This is a genomic window from Serratia sp. Res13-Sevr-LER1-36-b, from assembly GCF_015673035.1.
GTDB lineage: Bacteria > Pseudomonadota > Gammaproteobacteria > Enterobacterales > Enterobacteriaceae > Chania > Chania fonticola_C.
The window spans coordinates 80,735-95,245 of the sequence record NZ_JADACK010000007.1 but is presented as its reverse complement, the minus strand read 5'-3'; the positions used below and the strand labels follow the sequence as shown (position 1 = coordinate 95,245).

15 protein-coding genes and 1 tRNA gene are annotated in these 14,511 nt (G+C 55.9%); 6 read left to right on the top strand and 10 right to left on the bottom strand.

Annotated features, from left to right (window positions below):
• Positions 1-42: 42 nt before the first annotated feature.
• On the top strand, positions 43-438 hold the full coding sequence (locus tag IMQ33_RS06550; RefSeq protein ID WP_173408683.1) for a helix-turn-helix domain-containing protein: 396 nt from the start codon (positions 43-45) through the stop codon (positions 436-438).
• A gap of 117 nt (positions 439-555) precedes the next feature.
• A complete protein-coding gene (locus IMQ33_RS06545; protein WP_173408687.1) occupies positions 556-1,101 on the top strand; it encodes a fimbrial protein in 546 nt (181 codons plus the stop codon).
• 91 nt (positions 1,102-1,192) lie between these two features.
• Here IMQ33_RS06545 and tsaD read toward each other — a convergent pair whose 3' ends face one another.
• Positions 1,193-2,206 carry a tRNA (adenosine(37)-N6)-threonylcarbamoyltransferase complex transferase subunit TsaD gene (tsaD, locus tag IMQ33_RS06540; RefSeq protein WP_196062648.1) on the bottom strand — a complete coding sequence of 338 codons (1,014 nt, stop codon included), beginning with the start codon at positions 2,204-2,206 and terminating at the stop codon, positions 1,193-1,195.
• 324 nt (positions 2,207-2,530) lie between these two features.
• On the opposite strand from tsaD, the gene rpsU reads away from it, so the two are divergent.
• From rpsU to rpoD, 3 genes are all read left to right on the top strand, one after another.
• Positions 2,531-2,746, top strand: coding sequence for a 30S ribosomal protein S21 (gene rpsU, locus IMQ33_RS06535; protein WP_001144069.1), 216 nt, complete (start codon positions 2,531-2,533; stop codon positions 2,744-2,746).
• A gap of 137 nt (positions 2,747-2,883) precedes the next feature.
• Entirely contained in the window at positions 2,884-4,632 is a 1,749-nt protein-coding gene (dnaG, locus tag IMQ33_RS06530; protein ID WP_021179484.1) for a DNA primase, read from the top strand.
• A gap of 157 nt (positions 4,633-4,789) precedes the next feature.
• Entirely contained in the window at positions 4,790-6,628 is a 1,839-nt protein-coding gene (gene rpoD / locus IMQ33_RS06525) for an RNA polymerase sigma factor RpoD (RefSeq protein WP_024528266.1), read from the top strand.
• Positions 6,629-6,677: 49 nt separating this feature from the next.
• Here the strand turns inward: rpoD and mug are convergent, their stop codons facing one another.
• Positions 6,678-7,166: a G/U mismatch-specific DNA glycosylase gene (mug, locus tag IMQ33_RS06520; RefSeq protein WP_196062647.1), complete on the bottom strand. Its 489-nt coding sequence runs from the start codon at positions 7,164-7,166 to the stop codon at positions 6,678-6,680.
• 148 nt (positions 7,167-7,314) lie between these two features.
• Here mug and IMQ33_RS06515 point away from each other — a divergent pair.
• Positions 7,315-7,391, top strand: a tRNA-Ile gene (locus tag IMQ33_RS06515).
• A 189-nt stretch (positions 7,392-7,580) separates the two neighbouring features.
• On the opposite strand, the gene IMQ33_RS06510 is transcribed toward IMQ33_RS06515, so the two are convergent.
• From IMQ33_RS06510 to IMQ33_RS06475, 8 genes are all read right to left on the bottom strand, one after another.
• A complete protein-coding gene (locus IMQ33_RS06510; RefSeq protein WP_115159963.1) occupies positions 7,581-7,799 on the bottom strand; it encodes a DNA-binding transcriptional regulator in 219 nt (72 codons plus the stop codon).
• 96 nt (positions 7,800-7,895) lie between these two features.
• The gene (locus IMQ33_RS06505; RefSeq protein WP_196062646.1) at positions 7,896-9,041 is read right to left on the bottom strand and encodes a phage late control D family protein; all 1,146 of its coding nucleotides are present in this window, start codon (positions 9,039-9,041) and stop codon (positions 7,896-7,898) included.
• Entirely contained in the window at positions 9,038-9,511 is a 474-nt protein-coding gene (locus tag IMQ33_RS06500; RefSeq protein ID WP_196062645.1) for a phage tail protein, read from the bottom strand. The genes IMQ33_RS06505 and IMQ33_RS06500 overlap by 4 nt, the downstream gene beginning before the upstream one ends.
• Positions 9,512-9,523: 12 nt before the next feature.
• Positions 9,524-12,208 carry a phage tail tape measure protein gene (locus tag IMQ33_RS06495; RefSeq protein ID WP_196062644.1) on the bottom strand — a complete coding sequence of 895 codons (2,685 nt, stop codon included), beginning with the start codon at positions 12,206-12,208 and terminating at the stop codon, positions 9,524-9,526.
• Positions 12,201-12,350 carry a GpE family phage tail protein gene (locus IMQ33_RS06490; protein ID WP_115159967.1) on the bottom strand — a complete coding sequence of 50 codons (150 nt, stop codon included), beginning with the start codon at positions 12,348-12,350 and terminating at the stop codon, positions 12,201-12,203. The genes IMQ33_RS06495 and IMQ33_RS06490 overlap by 8 nt, the downstream gene beginning before the upstream one ends.
• A gap of 2 nt (positions 12,351-12,352) precedes the next feature.
• Positions 12,353-12,637 carry a phage tail assembly protein gene (locus IMQ33_RS06485; RefSeq protein ID WP_115159968.1) on the bottom strand — a complete coding sequence of 95 codons (285 nt, stop codon included), beginning with the start codon at positions 12,635-12,637 and terminating at the stop codon, positions 12,353-12,355.
• Positions 12,638-12,691: 54 nt separating this feature from the next.
• Positions 12,692-13,201: a phage major tail tube protein gene (locus IMQ33_RS06480; protein ID WP_024528259.1), complete on the bottom strand. Its 510-nt coding sequence runs from the start codon at positions 13,199-13,201 to the stop codon at positions 12,692-12,694.
• 14 nt (positions 13,202-13,215) lie between these two features.
• Positions 13,216-14,385 carry a phage tail sheath protein gene (locus IMQ33_RS06475; protein WP_024528258.1) on the bottom strand — a complete coding sequence of 390 codons (1,170 nt, stop codon included), beginning with the start codon at positions 14,383-14,385 and terminating at the stop codon, positions 13,216-13,218.
• Positions 14,386-14,511: the final 126 nt, after the last annotated feature.

Genomic DNA, 14,511 nt, shown 5'->3' with positions numbered 1-14,511 from the left:
CCTCATGAGAGGGGGTTTATTTTGAAATATAACAGAGAAATAATGAATCAAGTGTATATGGACAATAGCCTTTATGGCTTTCTGCTTAATGACAATGTTCTATTCAACATTGCAACTCGCAGATTAGTGCATTACGCCGACGAGATTTCCGAGCACAATATGTCTTTTAAAACGGTCTTTTTGAGCGAAACTCAATCACGACTGTTAACGTGTTTACTGACCAATCGTTCCAGTGCGGTTATCTACAAAGATGACATTTTGACAAGTGTGTGGGATGAATTCAGCCTGTCGTCATCTAACCAACGACTCTGGCAAACGGTAAATGAATTAAGAAGGAAACTGTCGTTTATTGGCCTTCCCGATGATTTTATTACCAATATCCATGGCATGGGCTACACGGTAAATAACTCAAAAATCGGTTCATTACATATTGCATAAATTCAGTTCTATTAATAATAGAACGAACTAATCATGCCTATAGCACTATAGGTGTAAGCCATGCCATACCAATAGATATTGGAATGGTTTAACAAAACTAAGGTAATAGGAAGTATTATGAAAAAGTTAGCCATCATTGCATCTCTGGTCGCCGCATTCGGTTCTGTTGGCATGGCGCAAGCCGCCTCTACCGGTACCATCACCTTTAACGGTGAACTGACCGCCAACACCTGTGATGTGATTGTGGATGGTCAGGCTGCGGACGCCACCGTTGTACTGCCAACCATCGGCACCAACCTGCTGGATGCTGCCACCAAAACCGCGGGCGAAACCGGCTTTGTGATGGCACTGAACAACTGTTCCGGCACCTTGCAGACGGCCTCGGCCTTCTTCGAAGCGGGCGCATCTGTTGACCAGGTCACTGGCCGTCTGAAAAACCTGACCGGGGGGGCAACCAACGTCAGCCTGCAACTGCTTGATGCCTCCAGCAGCTCCCGCTCGGTGATCCAGGCCGGTAACCAGAACCAGGTAACCAATACCGCTTACGTTGACATTTCAAGCGGCAGCGCCAACCTGCCATACGCAGTACGCTACTACGCAGAAGGTGCAACCACTCCGGGTACAGTGGTCAGCAACGTAGTCTACTCCATTCAATATCAGTAATACTTTCTGGGAGGGGCATAACCCCCTCCCAATCTCATATTGGGTTTGGCGTTTTTTATGGAACTTTTTTCCCACCATACCTGCCAGGTTTTTACACCGCAGGCAGCTCTGCCAGCGGCCAACGTGGGCGTACGGTAACGCCCAACTCCGGGTTACCGCCGTTTTTCATTCGAACCATCCCGGCATAAGCGATCATGGCCCCATTGTCGGTGCAGAATTCCGGGCGGGCATAGAACACTTCGCCACCGCGTTTTTTCATCAATTCAGCCAGCTTGCTGCGCAACGTGCGGTTGGCGCTGACGCCACCGGCCATCACCAGGCGTTTAAATCCAGTCTGCTCCAGCGCGCGTTTGCATTTGATCGCCAGCGTATCCACCACCGCATCTTCAAAGGCACGGGCAATGTCGGCACGGGTTTGATCATCGTTGCCGTTAGAGCGGATAGTATTGGCCGCAAAGGTCTTCAGGCCGGAGAAACTGAAATCCAGCCCTGGGCGGTCCGTCATTGGGCGTGGGAAGGTAAAACGCCCTTCCGTGCCCTGCTGCGCCATTTTCGACAGCATCGGCCCGCCGGGATAATCCAGCCCTAACAGCTTGGCGGTTTTGTCGAACGCTTCGCCAGCGGCGTCGTCGACCGACTCCCCCAGCAAGGTATATTCACCGATCCCGGTCACGCTGATCAGTTGGGTATGGCCACCAGACACCAGCAGCGCCACAAACGGAAATACGGGCGGATTATCTTCCAGCATCGGTGCCAGCAAGTGGCCTTCCATATGATGTACCGGCACCGCAGGCACACCCCAGGCAAACGCCAACGCGCGGCCAATGGTTGCCCCGACCAACAAGGCCCCCACCAGACCCGGCCCGGCGGTGTACGCCACGCCATCGATATCGCCAGGCTTCAGGTTCGCCTCTTTCAGTGCAGCCTGGATCAGCGGCACGGTCTTGCGCACGTGATCGCGAGAAGCCAGCTCCGGCACCACGCCGCCGTAATCGGCATGCAGTTTCACCTGGCTGTAGAGTTGGTTGGCTAACAAACCGGCTTGATCGTCATACACTGCAATACCGGTTTCATCGCAGGACGTTTCTATACCCAATACGCGCATTACATTTCCCATCATTCACGTGCGGCCGCCAGTTTATCACAATCAACGCCATTTACCGCCAGCCTGCTGCACCCTGGGCGCGATGGCGCGCTATGTCGATGATTCACAAGGTTGCCCGCCGGGTGATTAAAAACGAGCAATTTTTTCTGATTAGTCTATAATCGGCGGCCGATGCATAATTGCGCGAGTTTGCCGGAACGCGGCGTGTTTCAATTTGCTATGGTGCTTTACAAAGCAGCATCCATTGAAGTAAAATTCCGCACCATTTTGAAAAGGCTGGCGCTTGGCCAGCAGCAAACCGAATTCTATTGAGGTGAGAGGCACATGCCGGTAATTAAAGTACGTGAAAACGAGCCATTTGACGTTGCACTGCGTCGTTTCAAGCGTTCCTGCGAAAAAGCAGGTGTTTTAGCTGAAGTTCGTCGTCGTGAGTTCTATGAAAAACCGACTACCGAACGTAAACGCGCTAAAGCTTCTGCAGTAAAACGCCACGCGAAGAAACTGGCTCGCGAAAACGCACGCCGCACTCGTCTGTATTAATCCTTCGGGGGTAACCCCACCGCGTGATTTTTTTCTTTTTCAAGAACACGCAGACCGAGTAGTTGCATACGAAGGCCGTGCTTTCCGAAAGGAATGCGCGGCTTGTTCTCGTTTATAGGCAATCGTAACAGGGGCTTATGGCTGGACGAATTCCGCGTGTATTTATCAATGACTTGCTGGCTCGTACCGACATCGTCGATCTGATCGACGCCCGGGTAAAGCTTAAAAAGCAGGGCAAGAACTATCACGCGTGCTGTCCGTTCCACCACGAAAAAACGCCTTCATTCACCGTTAATGGCGACAAACAGTTTTATCACTGTTTTGGTTGTGGAGCGCACGGTAACGCCGTCGACTTCCTGATGAATTACGACAGACTCGAGTTTGTCGAAACCATCGAGGAACTGGCCACCATGCACGGGCTGGAAGTGCCTTACGAGGCAGGCACCGGACCGACGCCAATCGAACGCCATCAGCGTCAAAGCCTATATCAACTGATGGAACAGCTCAGCGCGTTCTATCAACAGTCACTGCATCAATCCAACGGGACGCAGGCGCGAAACTACCTGCAACAGCGCGGATTGAGTGACGACGTTATCCGCCATTTTGCCATCGGCTTTGCACCTGCCGGTTGGGATAATGCGTTAAAGCGTTTCGGGCGTGATACCGACAGCCGGGCAGCACTGAACGATGCCGGAATGTTGGTGACTAACGATCAAGGGCGCACTTACGATCGCTTCCGCGAACGGGTGATGTTCCCCATCCGCGACAAACGCGGGCGGGTAATCGCTTTTGGCGGGCGCGTACTGGGCGACGGTATGCCCAAGTACCTGAACTCGCCGGAAACCGAAGTATTCCACAAGGGCCGTCAGTTGTACGGCCTGTATGAAGCACAGCAGAGCCATGCCAACCCGCAACGTTTGCTGGTGGTCGAAGGCTATATGGACGTGGTGGCGTTAGCGCAATATGGCATTGATTATGCCGTTGCCTCACTCGGAACCTCGACAACGGCTGAACATATTCAGCTGCTGTTCCGCGCTACCGATAACGTTGTCTGCTGTTACGACGGCGACAGGGCTGGCCGTGAAGCCGCCTGGCGTGCGTTGGAAACCGCACTGCCCTATCTGAACGACGGGCGTCAGTTACGGTTTATGTTTTTGCCAGACGGCGAAGACCCGGACACCCTGGTCCGTAAAGAAGGCAAAGACGCCTTCGAACAGCGAATGGAGCTGGCGCAGCCGCTTTCCACTTTCCTGTTTGAAACGTTGATGCCGCAGGTCGACCTGAGCAGCCCGGATGGCCGTGCCAAACTGAGTACCTTGGCGCTACCGCTGATCACTCAGGTGCCAGGCGAGACACTGCGTCTCTACCTGCGCCAACAGCTAGGCAGCAAACTGGGCCTGCTGGACGATAGCCAGCTCGACAAGCTGATGCCCAAACAGGCGGAAAATGCGAATACTTATCAGGCGCCCCAGCTAAAACGCACAACCATGCGTATACTGATAGGATTACTGGTGCAAAATCCGCGTTTGGCTACACTTATCCCTTCCCTGGAAGGGCTCGAGCAGACTAAACAGGCGGGTTTACCGCTATTTGTTGAACTGGTGCAGACCTGTTTAGCCCAGCCGGGCCTGACTACCGGCCAGTTGCTGGAGTTGTACCGAGATAACAAATTGAGCCAGCAGCTTGAAACCTTGGCGACATGGAACCATATGATCGTTGAGGAACAAGTTGAGCAACACTTTTTAGATACTCTGACGAATCTCTATGACTCGGTGCTGGAAAAACGTCAGGAAGATTTGATCGCACGTGACAGAACGCATGGCCTGAATGCAGACGAACGCAAGGAACTCTGGTCATTACAGCTGGCATTGGCGAAGAAAGACTAAATACCAAACGGCTTAAGTGCCGATAAATGCGAGGGCAGAGCCCTGCAATATGCCGCCACAGTGGGCCGCGGCAACAACAAAAACGCCCCAAATGCTATTGTTGGCGGTTTCGCCGACCGACACCAACCCAAATACTCTGAAGTGTGGATACCGTCTTATGGAGCAAAACCCGCAGTCACAGCTTAAACTTCTTGTCCAACGTGGTAAGGAGCAAGGCTATCTGACCTATGCTGAGGTCAATGACCATCTGCCGGAAGATATCGTCGACTCCGATCAGATCGAAGACATCATCCAGATGATTAACGACATGGGCATCCAGGTGATGGAAGAAGCACCGGACGCCGATGACCTGCTGCTGGCTGAAAACACCAACAGCACAGACGAAGATGCGGAAGAAGCTGCCGCTCAGGTGCTGTCCAGCGTAGAATCTGAAATCGGGCGTACCACTGACCCAGTGCGCATGTACATGCGTGAAATGGGTACCGTTGAGTTGCTGACACGTGAAGGCGAAATCGACATCGCCAAGCGTATCGAAGACGGCATCAACCAGGTGCAGTGCTCGGTTGCTGAGTACCCTGAAGCCATCACCTATCTGCTGGAGCAGTACGATCGCGTCGAGGCTGGCGAAGCACGCCTGTCCGATCTGATCACCGGCTTCGTCGATCCTAACGCGGAAGAGGACATCGCCCCTACCGCAACGCACATCGGTTCTGAATTAACCACCGAAGAGCAGGACGACGACGAAAAAGACGAAGACGAAGAAGACGAAGCTGAAGACGACAACAGCATCGACCCTGAACTGGCGCGCCAGAAGTTTACCGATCTGCGCGATCAGTACGAAGCCACTCGTCTGGTTATCAAAAAGAACGGCCGCAGCCACGCCAGCGCAGCAGAAGAGATCCTGAAGCTGTCTGAAGTGTTCAAGCAGTTCCGCCTGGTGCCAAAACAGTTCGACTTCCTGGTCAACAGCATGCGTACCATGATGGATCGCGTTCGTACGCAAGAACGTATCATCATGAAGCTGTGCGTTGAGCAGTGCAAAATGCCGAAGAAAAACTTCGTCACCCTGTTCGCCGGCAACGAAACCAGCGATACCTGGTTCGCAGCGGCACTGGCAATGGGTAAACCATGGTCAGAGAAGCTGAAAGACGTTAATGAAGATGTTCAGCGCAGCCTGCAAAAACTGCGTCAGATCGAAGAAGAAACCGGCCTGACCATCGAGCAGGTGAAAGACATCAACCGTCGTATGTCGATCGGTGAAGCGAAAGCCCGCCGCGCGAAGAAAGAGATGGTTGAAGCCAACTTGCGTCTGGTTATCTCGATCGCCAAGAAATACACCAACCGTGGCCTGCAGTTCCTGGATCTGATCCAGGAAGGCAACATCGGCTTGATGAAAGCGGTAGACAAGTTTGAATACCGCCGTGGCTACAAGTTCTCAACTTACGCCACCTGGTGGATCCGTCAGGCTATCACCCGCTCTATCGCCGACCAGGCACGTACCATCCGTATTCCGGTGCATATGATTGAGACTATCAACAAGCTCAACCGTATTTCGCGCCAGATGCTGCAAGAGATGGGCCGTGAGCCAACGCCGGAAGAGCTGGCCGAGCGTATGCTGATGCCAGAAGACAAAATCCGTAAGGTGCTGAAGATCGCCAAAGAGCCGATCTCCATGGAAACGCCGATTGGTGATGATGAAGATTCACATCTGGGCGATTTCATCGAGGATACCACCCTCGAGCTGCCACTGGATTCTGCCACTTCTGAAAGCCTGCGTTCTGCCACGCACGACGTCCTGGCTGGCCTGACCGCACGTGAAGCGAAGGTGCTGCGTATGCGTTTCGGTATCGATATGAACACTGACCACACGCTGGAAGAAGTGGGCAAACAGTTCGACGTTACCCGTGAGCGTATTCGTCAGATCGAAGCCAAAGCGTTGCGTAAACTGCGCCACCCAAGCCGTTCAGAAGTGCTGCGTAGCTTCCTGGATGACTAAGGTTTAACGACCTCGTAAGAACCCCGGCTCGCCGGGGTTTTTTTATGCCTTATTTCAGCGCCAGGAATAGCTCGCGGTAACTCTCGGTAAGCTGCTCCAGCGTGGCACGGTTCAATCCGCTGGGATTAGGCAATACCCACACCTCGGTTTTACCCAGCATCATTTCCTGTCGCCCCCAGGCTGCATTACGCACGCCAAACGCACTGCTGAACGCCTGTTTCCCCAGGATCGCCAAAGCACGCGGTTGGTAACGCAGAATTTTTTCTTTGAGCACCTCTCCACCACCGCGCAGCTCATCACGTGTAAGTTCGCTGGCCGCCACCGTTGGGCGCGCGACCAGAGCGGTGATCCCGCAGCCATTATCTTGCAGTTGTAGCCACTGTTCCGGTGCCAACTGGCGATCGGTGAAGCCCGCCTGATGGATCACCTTCCAGAAGCGGTTGCTACCATTGGCGAAGGGATAGCCCTGATGGGCAGAGGAAAGGCCAGGATTGATGCCGCAGAACACCACCTGTAGGTTTGGCGCCAAGAGCTCCATGAGTATCACCAGTCCGTTAAAAGGAATTAACAGCGGTTATCGCAAAATCTGCCTGCAATTACAACAGGCTAGAACTGTGCATAAAAACATCATATGGTTTTATGGGTGTAGACCTGTATCCCATGATTACCGTATAATCACGCCGCTTGGCCCCTTAGCTCAGTTGGTTAGAGCAGGCGACTCATAATCGCTTGGTCACTGGTTCAAGTCCAGTAGGGGCCACCAAATTTTTGCTTTAAAATCATAAGATTAAGCCACTTCTCACGAGGTGGCTTTTTTGTTCCTACTTAGCAGTGTCGCAAAAGTGTCGCTCTACTTTCTGGCTCTCTGCCCCTCTTGTCTCGATCCCTACTTCAGCAGTGGTTGTTTACCTTACTCAAGGCAACAAAAAACCCGCTTTATCGCGGGCCTTAATTAAATCCAAAGAGTGCCTTGATTGCCCCTTGTGGGATGCGGCGGCGCACTGTTGATTACGCCTGGCACCATGATTGAACTATCAAATGTTTCCATCGTTTTAAACGTATGCCCGCAATTGATGTTCTGGCATTGGTGATAGCGTTCTTTGGTTTGATCGCTCAGGTAACGGCTCGACCGGGCATGTGCAGCAGTTTTACATAACGGGCAATGAAACACGGCAATATCCTTAGCAATGGCTCTTGCCGCGATGATACGCGTTGCGATCTGGATTTAAATTAGCTTTAATCTAATTTACAAATGCATAAAGTGAAGTTATGAAGCCTCGTAGCTGACATCAGATAACAAAACCTCTAACTCTACCGCCGTCGTAAAACCGCTGTTACTCAGGTTATGAACCACCTTGCTCACTATCCAGGGTTGCGCGTCGATCACCTGTTTAAACCCGCTCACCTGCACCGGGGTTTCTGGTACGAGATCCGCACGCCCCATAGCAAGGGATAACGAGAACTCGGCTACACCGCGCTGTAGCTTCTCCCATTTTGCCTGCGCGGCACGCATAGCAGCGGCTTGCGTGGCGTAGACAGTCGGGAGGGTGAACACGTTATCTTCCGCACCGACCAGGTATTCCCCTTTCTGCGCTTCAGCCGGTTTAGCCGCCTTCTGTGTGGCCGGTTTGGCCTTCGGGTGTTGCAGGGCACGCAGGTGCTGAGTTTTGGGTTTGCGCTGCAGTTTTACCTTCTGCGGTTTGGGCTGTCGGGTGTTAAGCCAGCTTGCGGTCACGCCCGTGTAGGCATCCCGATCGGCCAGGCTGAAGTTGTGCCGATCGCCATCACGGCGGGTGATGGTCATCACCGGCAGCGGTTTGCCGTTCACCGTGGTGCCGTTCCCTGGGCGGATAAACAGCAGGCACCCATTTTTAACGGCGGCCACCGCGCCATTGAGTGACGCCAGCCGGGTAGCAAACGCCGCGTCCGTTTCCTGTGTCTGGTCGATATGACTGATTTTTATCGCGTCCAGCCCGGCAGCCAACTTGGCAGTAAGCTGGTTGCGGGCGGCAATCTGCTGCACGATGTCACCCAGGGTGGTGTCGTGATAAGAGGCTTCCCGGCGGGTATTGAGCGAGCCCCTAAAATCGGCGCTACGTGCACGGATCGTCAGCGTATCCGGTGCACCCCGATGTTCCACCTCATCCACCGTAAACCGCCCTTTATGCGTCAGTTGTGAGCCCTGCCAACCGAGCGCCAGTGACAGCACCGCATTACGCTGCGGCATCACCATCAGGCCGTCGCTGTCGTCCAGTTCGATATCGAGCTGGTCAGCCTCAAAGCCCCGGTTATCCGTCAGCGTTAACGACAGCAGCCGGGCCCGGATGTTATGCGTGATGTTGTTTCCCTGTAGGGTCAGGGAGAAGTCCGGGGCAATCCGCGCCCCGGCGGGTAAGGATACGCCGGTTATCATGACAAGAACCCGCCCACCTTTCCAGCCAGTTCCCCGGCTTGCCCGTACAACTCACCCGCCTGTTGTCGCAGGTCGCCAAACATCGCCGCCAGGGACTCATCAACCCGTTTTAACGTCAGTGTAAACTCGGTGCGGCGCGGGCTGCCGTCAGCAAAGAACTGGCTGTGTGTTTCACTCACCGACTCGATAACGAACATACCGTAGATGGTGCCGGTGCCTTCAATCAGCGGCCAGGCTCGCCCCTGCTCTGCCATCAACTGCACGGTCAGCAGCGACCAGCGCCCGCCGGTGATTTCCGGCACTAGCACCCCGGATAAGGTGATTTTCTCCTCATCCAGTCCCAGGAACTGCGCGGCAGGCCGCTGCCCTACCCGGCCATTGGTCGGCCAGCGGTAATCCGCCGTGCGCTGCATCGACTGGTAAGGCAGCGTCTGCATCATGAAAACAAAGAACCCTAATGTCAGCATCATGATGATTTTCCTCTAGCTGGTCATGGCACTGCGCGCACGGGCGCGACGTTCACGCTCTTGCCGAGCCTGCGCCTCATTCAGCAACCGGATGACCTCTTCTTGGCTCATCCCTGGGGGAACGACAACATCAAACCGGTTGTGCGTCACGCTGTTGTCGGTGTAGGCACTGGACGCTCCCGGCACCACCGGCGCGTAATGCTGCGGTGCTAACGGCTTGGCGGCCTGGACATTCACCGATGGCGCGGGCTGTTCCGGGGCCATGAAGGATGTCGTGGGCTGGTCGGGTGCCTCAACCTCCGGTGACAAAGCAATGGCTGCCGGAGAAACCTGCACCACGGGCGGCGGTAAAGCGGTGTTGGAAGCCACATTGACCACCGGGGCCGGTAATACGCCAGGCGCGCCCACTGGCGGAGCCGTTTTCACTACCGGTATAGGATTGGCCGCCAGCAAACCACCACTGGGCGAATAACCCAACCCGTCGGCACCGGTAGCATGCGGGGTATTGATCACCGTCTGTTTATCCAGCTCGGCGGTTTCGTCCTTCATCAAGCCGAGCTTTTTCGCCAGCCAACCGACCTTGCTGCCGAGCTTCTCTAGTACCTGCATGGGCAGGTTCAATGCGCCTGCAATGGCGGATCCAAACTTACGCCCCATTTCGGCGGCGCTTTGCAGTTCGGCCTGGGTAGACTTCACCGGGGCCAGCAGCGCCATAAACCAGTCATAGACGGCTTTAATCTTCTCGCCAAACCAGTCGAAAATCGGCTTGAGCGGTGAGAACGCCGCAGCTACCGGGGCCATGGCGGCCTTGAAGCCCTCAGCCACGCCACCGATAAAGGCGCTAATCGGCTCCCAGTATTTGCGGATAAGCAACGCACCGGCGGCCACGGCGGCAATCAATGCCAGAACCGGCCAGGTAATGGCGGTAAACGCCGCCGCAACCGCACCACCCACCACTGTAAACACCGTACCCAGCAACCCGGCACCGGCCACCAACATATTGACCCCGGCCATCACCGGCCAGGCAATCAGACCGAGTGCAGCCAGCCCGCCAATAAGCGCGGTGACTCCGGCGGTCACTTTCACCAGGGTGCCGACCAGTTCAGGATTGGCCCTTACCCAGGTGCCAGCGGTTGCCAACCAAGTCGTTGCCGTGGTGGTCAGTTGACGCAGCGCGCTATTCTGCCCGTCGAACACCTCAATACGCACATCTTCCCAGGCGGAGAACAGGTTTTTCAGGTCGCCGTCCAGGTTGTCTACCTTGACCTTGGCGATCTGCGCGGTCGCGCCCTGGGAACGAGTGACCGTGTCGTGTTTGGTCGCCAGCTTGCCGTTACCGGCGGCACCGATCAGCTTGATCGCGCCTTTCATCGCTTCTTCGCCAAAAATCACCTTCAGGTATTCCGCCTGTTGCGCGGTACCCAGTTTGTGTTTTTTAAACGACGTGTCGATTTTCTGCATAATACCGGCGATCGGCAGCATGTTGCCTTTGTCGTCCTGGGTTTTTACCCCCAACTCTGACAGCGCATCCCCCGCTTGCCCAACCGGGGACTGTAGGCGGGTAAACATCGCACTGGTCGCCGTCCCGGCCATGCTGCCCTTGATGCCGTTATCCGCCAGCACGCCGAGCATTGCGGTGGTGTCTTCAATGCTGGCCCCGGCGGCTTCGGCAATCGGCGCGACATACTTCATCGCCTCGCCAAAATCCATCAGGTTGCTGTTGGAGCTGGTGAACCCCTTGGTCATCACATCGGCAACGCGCTGCACCTCATCGATCGGCAGGTTAAACGCCGATTGCATGTTGGTGATGATGTCGGCCGCGTCGGCAATGTCCAAATCAGACGCCAACGCCAGATTGACGGTGGACTCGGTCGATTTGAGGATGGCGTTACCGTCAAAGCCGGACTTCGCCAACACCGATTGGGTACGGGCGACATCGGTCGGAGAAAACGCCGTGGTCGCACCGATATCCCGCGCCTGTTGGCGGATGGCCGCCAGTTGCTGGTCATTCTTTGCCAGTCCCAGGGTGGCCTGGGTATCCGACATCTGCCGGTCAAACTCGACGCCCGGTGCAATAAACCGGCTTTCGGCGTACAGCCCGGCAGTGGCAACCCCGACCCCGGCGGCACTGGCATTGCGTACTGATCCGGCCAGCGCTTTACCACTCTGGTAACGTGCATTGACGCGGTTCACTGCACTCTGTTTTTGGCTCAGGCGTTCCAGCTCTTGCCGCTGACGTGCCAGGCTGGCGCTGGCCTCGGTCACGCTGGCTTTTAACCGGCGCTGTTCGGCGCTCAGGTTACGGGTGGCGATGCCGTCGGCGTTGAGTGCCTCCCGCTGGCGCTGCACCGACTGACGCAGGCCGTTGTATTTGGTTTGCAGCTCACTGGCGGCCCGTTTGGACGCGGCCAGTAGCCGCGCCTGTTGCGCCGTCGGGTTTGCCGTGGCCCTGAACTGCACGGCCAGGGCGGCGGCTTCCGCCTTGGCCTTTTTCAGTGCCTCACCGGTGACCGCCAATTGCCCGTTGGTTTTACGAAAGCCCTCAATCCGGCGCGCCTGTGCGTCCAGGGATTTGAGGGTGCCCTGGGTCACGTTGATATCCGCCGCCAGTTTTTTACTGGCCTGTTGGATACTCTTTAGCGGGCGAGTGGCCTGGTCGACGGCCTTCAACAACACCTGAAGCTGTAGCCGATTACTCATGGTTCACTCCACTGCGTTGCACCGCTTTATCCCGCCAGTTCAGCAGCTCGGTGAGCGACATTCCGGCCATTTCCGACGGCGGCCAGTGGAATATCACTGCGATATCCGCCATCAGATCATCGACGCCCAGGCGGGCATCCATTACTACGCTGCCGAGTTCGGCGACAAAAAACCGACAACCTTACCGGCAAGCGCCACCAGGTCGGGTAACTCCAGACGGTGGCATTCGTCTTTGGTCAGGTTCGGGTAGGTCATGCGCGGCAGGACAATCAGCAGCGCGTCAACATCGGCATTGGCAACAGCCGCCAGACCCACACCACGTAGGGTGCCTGCGTTAGGCTTGGTGATGCGGATTTCTGTAATGGTGGTGTCACCGCGTTGGATCGGGTTTTCCAGCGTCACCAGGTTGTCGTCTTTTTCGTCTTTCATGATGTTCTCTCAATAAACAGGGATAGCGGCCAGCCGGGCAGGCTGGCGCAGGAATTACAGGCCGATGGCTTTGCGGTGCTCGGCCAGGCGGTCAACGCCGTTGACCTTCTCCACCATATGCACGGTGTCGATTTCAATCAGCTCTTTACCGTCAATGGTCAGCTTGAAGTAGGTGCATTCGGTCGCCACCTTGGTTTCGGTGTCTTCCCCCTGCTTGTACTCGCCAAAGTCGATTTCCTTATGGCGGCCACGCAATACCACTTCCACGGCGGAGACCTCACCGGTATCGTCACGCTGGAACGAACCGGCAAAGCGCAGCGGCACCGCATCGACGCTGCCCCACTGTTGCAACACCAATTCATCCAGGCCGCCCATCGACCACTCCAGGGCCAGCGCGTCATCGTCAAGCCCCATATCGGTAGACGCAGCGCCATTCATGCCGCCGCCGCGATACTTCTCCAGCTTGCGGGTGAGCTTGGGCAAGGTGAGCGAGGACACCACGCCCATATAGCTGTAACCGTCGTTGAACAGGTTCAGGTACTTCAGTTTTTTCGGCAGTGCCATAACGCAATGGCTCCTTAGCGGTTCACGGACGCGGCGAACGTCACCAGATACTTGTCGGTGATACGCTGGCGCAGGGTTAAATCTTCCAGCGGTGGCACTGGGGTGTAGTCGTAATCGATAAACAGCTTGCCGGCCTTGAGGGTTTCCTTGTCGTTGGCGCTGTCGTCATACCAGCAATCCCCGTCGATAATCAGCCCGGCGGATTTCAGTTCGCGGAATTTGGCCTTGATGCCGTCAATCATGTCGCGGATCAGCGTGGGCGTGACCGGGCGGTCAACGGCCCACAGGTGAGCCTCGGCCATGGTGTCGGCAATCACCTGCGCGGTACGGGTGTAGTTCTCAAACAGGAACAGCGGATCATCCGAACAGGTACGGGAGCCCCAGAACTTGAAACCGTCTTTGCGGATCAGCGTGGTGACACAGGCTTCATTGAGCAGGTCAGCATCGGTGCCTGGTGACTGCAAATCCCAGAACACCGAGGCGCTGATACCGGTCACGCCATTAACACCGACGTTGGACAGGGTTTTGTGCCAGCCGGTTTCCGTGTCGATTTTGGCGCGCAGGCCGAGCGCACGCGCGGTGGCCGTGGCAATGTCGCTGCTGTTGGCGGTGGTGTTCCAGGTGATGAACTCCGGCCAGATCAGCATCAGCTCGCGCTGGCTGAAGTTGTCGCGGTACTTGATGGCCTCCGACACGGTTTTACAACCGAACGCACTGATATAACCAAAGGCGCGCAACTGCTGGCAGACGCTGGCGAGTGCCGTCGCTACCGCTTGGTTATCCAATCCAGGTACGCCGAGGATACGCGGTTTAACCCCGCATTCTGCTTGCGCGGCCAATAGCGCTTTCATGCCGGTGTAGCGGCCATTCTCATCCGCACCGCCGATGATGTTGGAGGTGGTTTCAGCTTCGTCTTTGCCTTCGGCTACACGCACCACCACCGTAACCGGTTTGGCCTGTTCAGCAATGGCGCGCAGTGACGCGGCCAGGGTGCCTTTTTTACCGGCCTTGCCACTGGCGGCCAGCACGTCGGTGATCAATACCGGGGTGTTGAGGGGAAACAGTGTGGCATCGGCATCTTCCCCGGTGCAGACCATGCCGACGATGGCCGTCGAAACGGTAGAGATTACGCGGGTGCCATCGTTGATTTCGATGACACGCACGCCGTGATGATAGTCAGCCATAAGCGGCTTGCTCCGTTGTGAGTAGGTGCAAACAGCATGCCGCCAGGCAGACAAGGCTGCACGTGGTGACGGATGGAAGGCCGACCAGACAACAGGCGGTAGAAGGGAAGCAAGGCAATGCAGGGG

Bases quoted from the DNA above. Each gene is read 5' to 3' on its own strand.
- IMQ33_RS06550 (WP_173408683.1), top strand. From the start codon at position 43: ATGAATCAAGTGTATATGGACAATAGCCTTTATGGCTTTCTGCTTAAT.
- rpoD (WP_024528266.1), top strand. From the start codon at position 4,790: ATGGAGCAAAACCCGCAGTCACAGCTTAAACTTCTTGTCCAACGTGGT.
- tsaD (WP_196062648.1), bottom strand. From the start codon at position 2,206: ATGCGCGTATTGGGTATAGAAACGTCCTGCGATGAAACCGGTATTGCA.
- IMQ33_RS06480 (WP_024528259.1), bottom strand. From the start codon at position 13,201: ATGGCACTGCCGAAAAAACTGAAGTACCTGAACCTGTTCAACGACGGT.
- IMQ33_RS06490 (WP_115159967.1), bottom strand. From the start codon at position 12,350: ATGGATGCCCGCCTGGGCGTCGATGATCTGATGGCGGATATCGCAGTG.
- dnaG (WP_021179484.1), top strand. From the start codon at position 2,884: ATGGCTGGACGAATTCCGCGTGTATTTATCAATGACTTGCTGGCTCGT.
- IMQ33_RS06495 (WP_196062644.1), bottom strand. From the start codon at position 12,208: ATGAGTAATCGGCTACAGCTTCAGGTGTTGTTGAAGGCCGTCGACCAG.
- rpsU (WP_001144069.1), top strand. From the start codon at position 2,531: ATGCCGGTAATTAAAGTACGTGAAAACGAGCCATTTGACGTTGCACTG.
- mug (WP_196062647.1), bottom strand. From the start codon at position 7,166: ATGGAGCTCTTGGCGCCAAACCTACAGGTGGTGTTCTGCGGCATCAAT.
- IMQ33_RS06545 (WP_173408687.1), top strand. From the start codon at position 556: ATGAAAAAGTTAGCCATCATTGCATCTCTGGTCGCCGCATTCGGTTCT.
- IMQ33_RS06500 (WP_196062645.1), bottom strand. From the start codon at position 9,511: ATGATGCTGACATTAGGGTTCTTTGTTTTCATGATGCAGACGCTGCCT.
- IMQ33_RS06485 (WP_115159968.1), bottom strand. From the start codon at position 12,637: ATGAAAGACGAAAAAGACGACAACCTGGTGACGCTGGAAAACCCGATC.
- IMQ33_RS06475 (WP_024528258.1), bottom strand. From the start codon at position 14,385: ATGGCTGACTATCATCACGGCGTGCGTGTCATCGAAATCAACGATGGC.
- IMQ33_RS06505 (WP_196062646.1), bottom strand. From the start codon at position 9,041: ATGATAACCGGCGTATCCTTACCCGCCGGGGCGCGGATTGCCCCGGAC.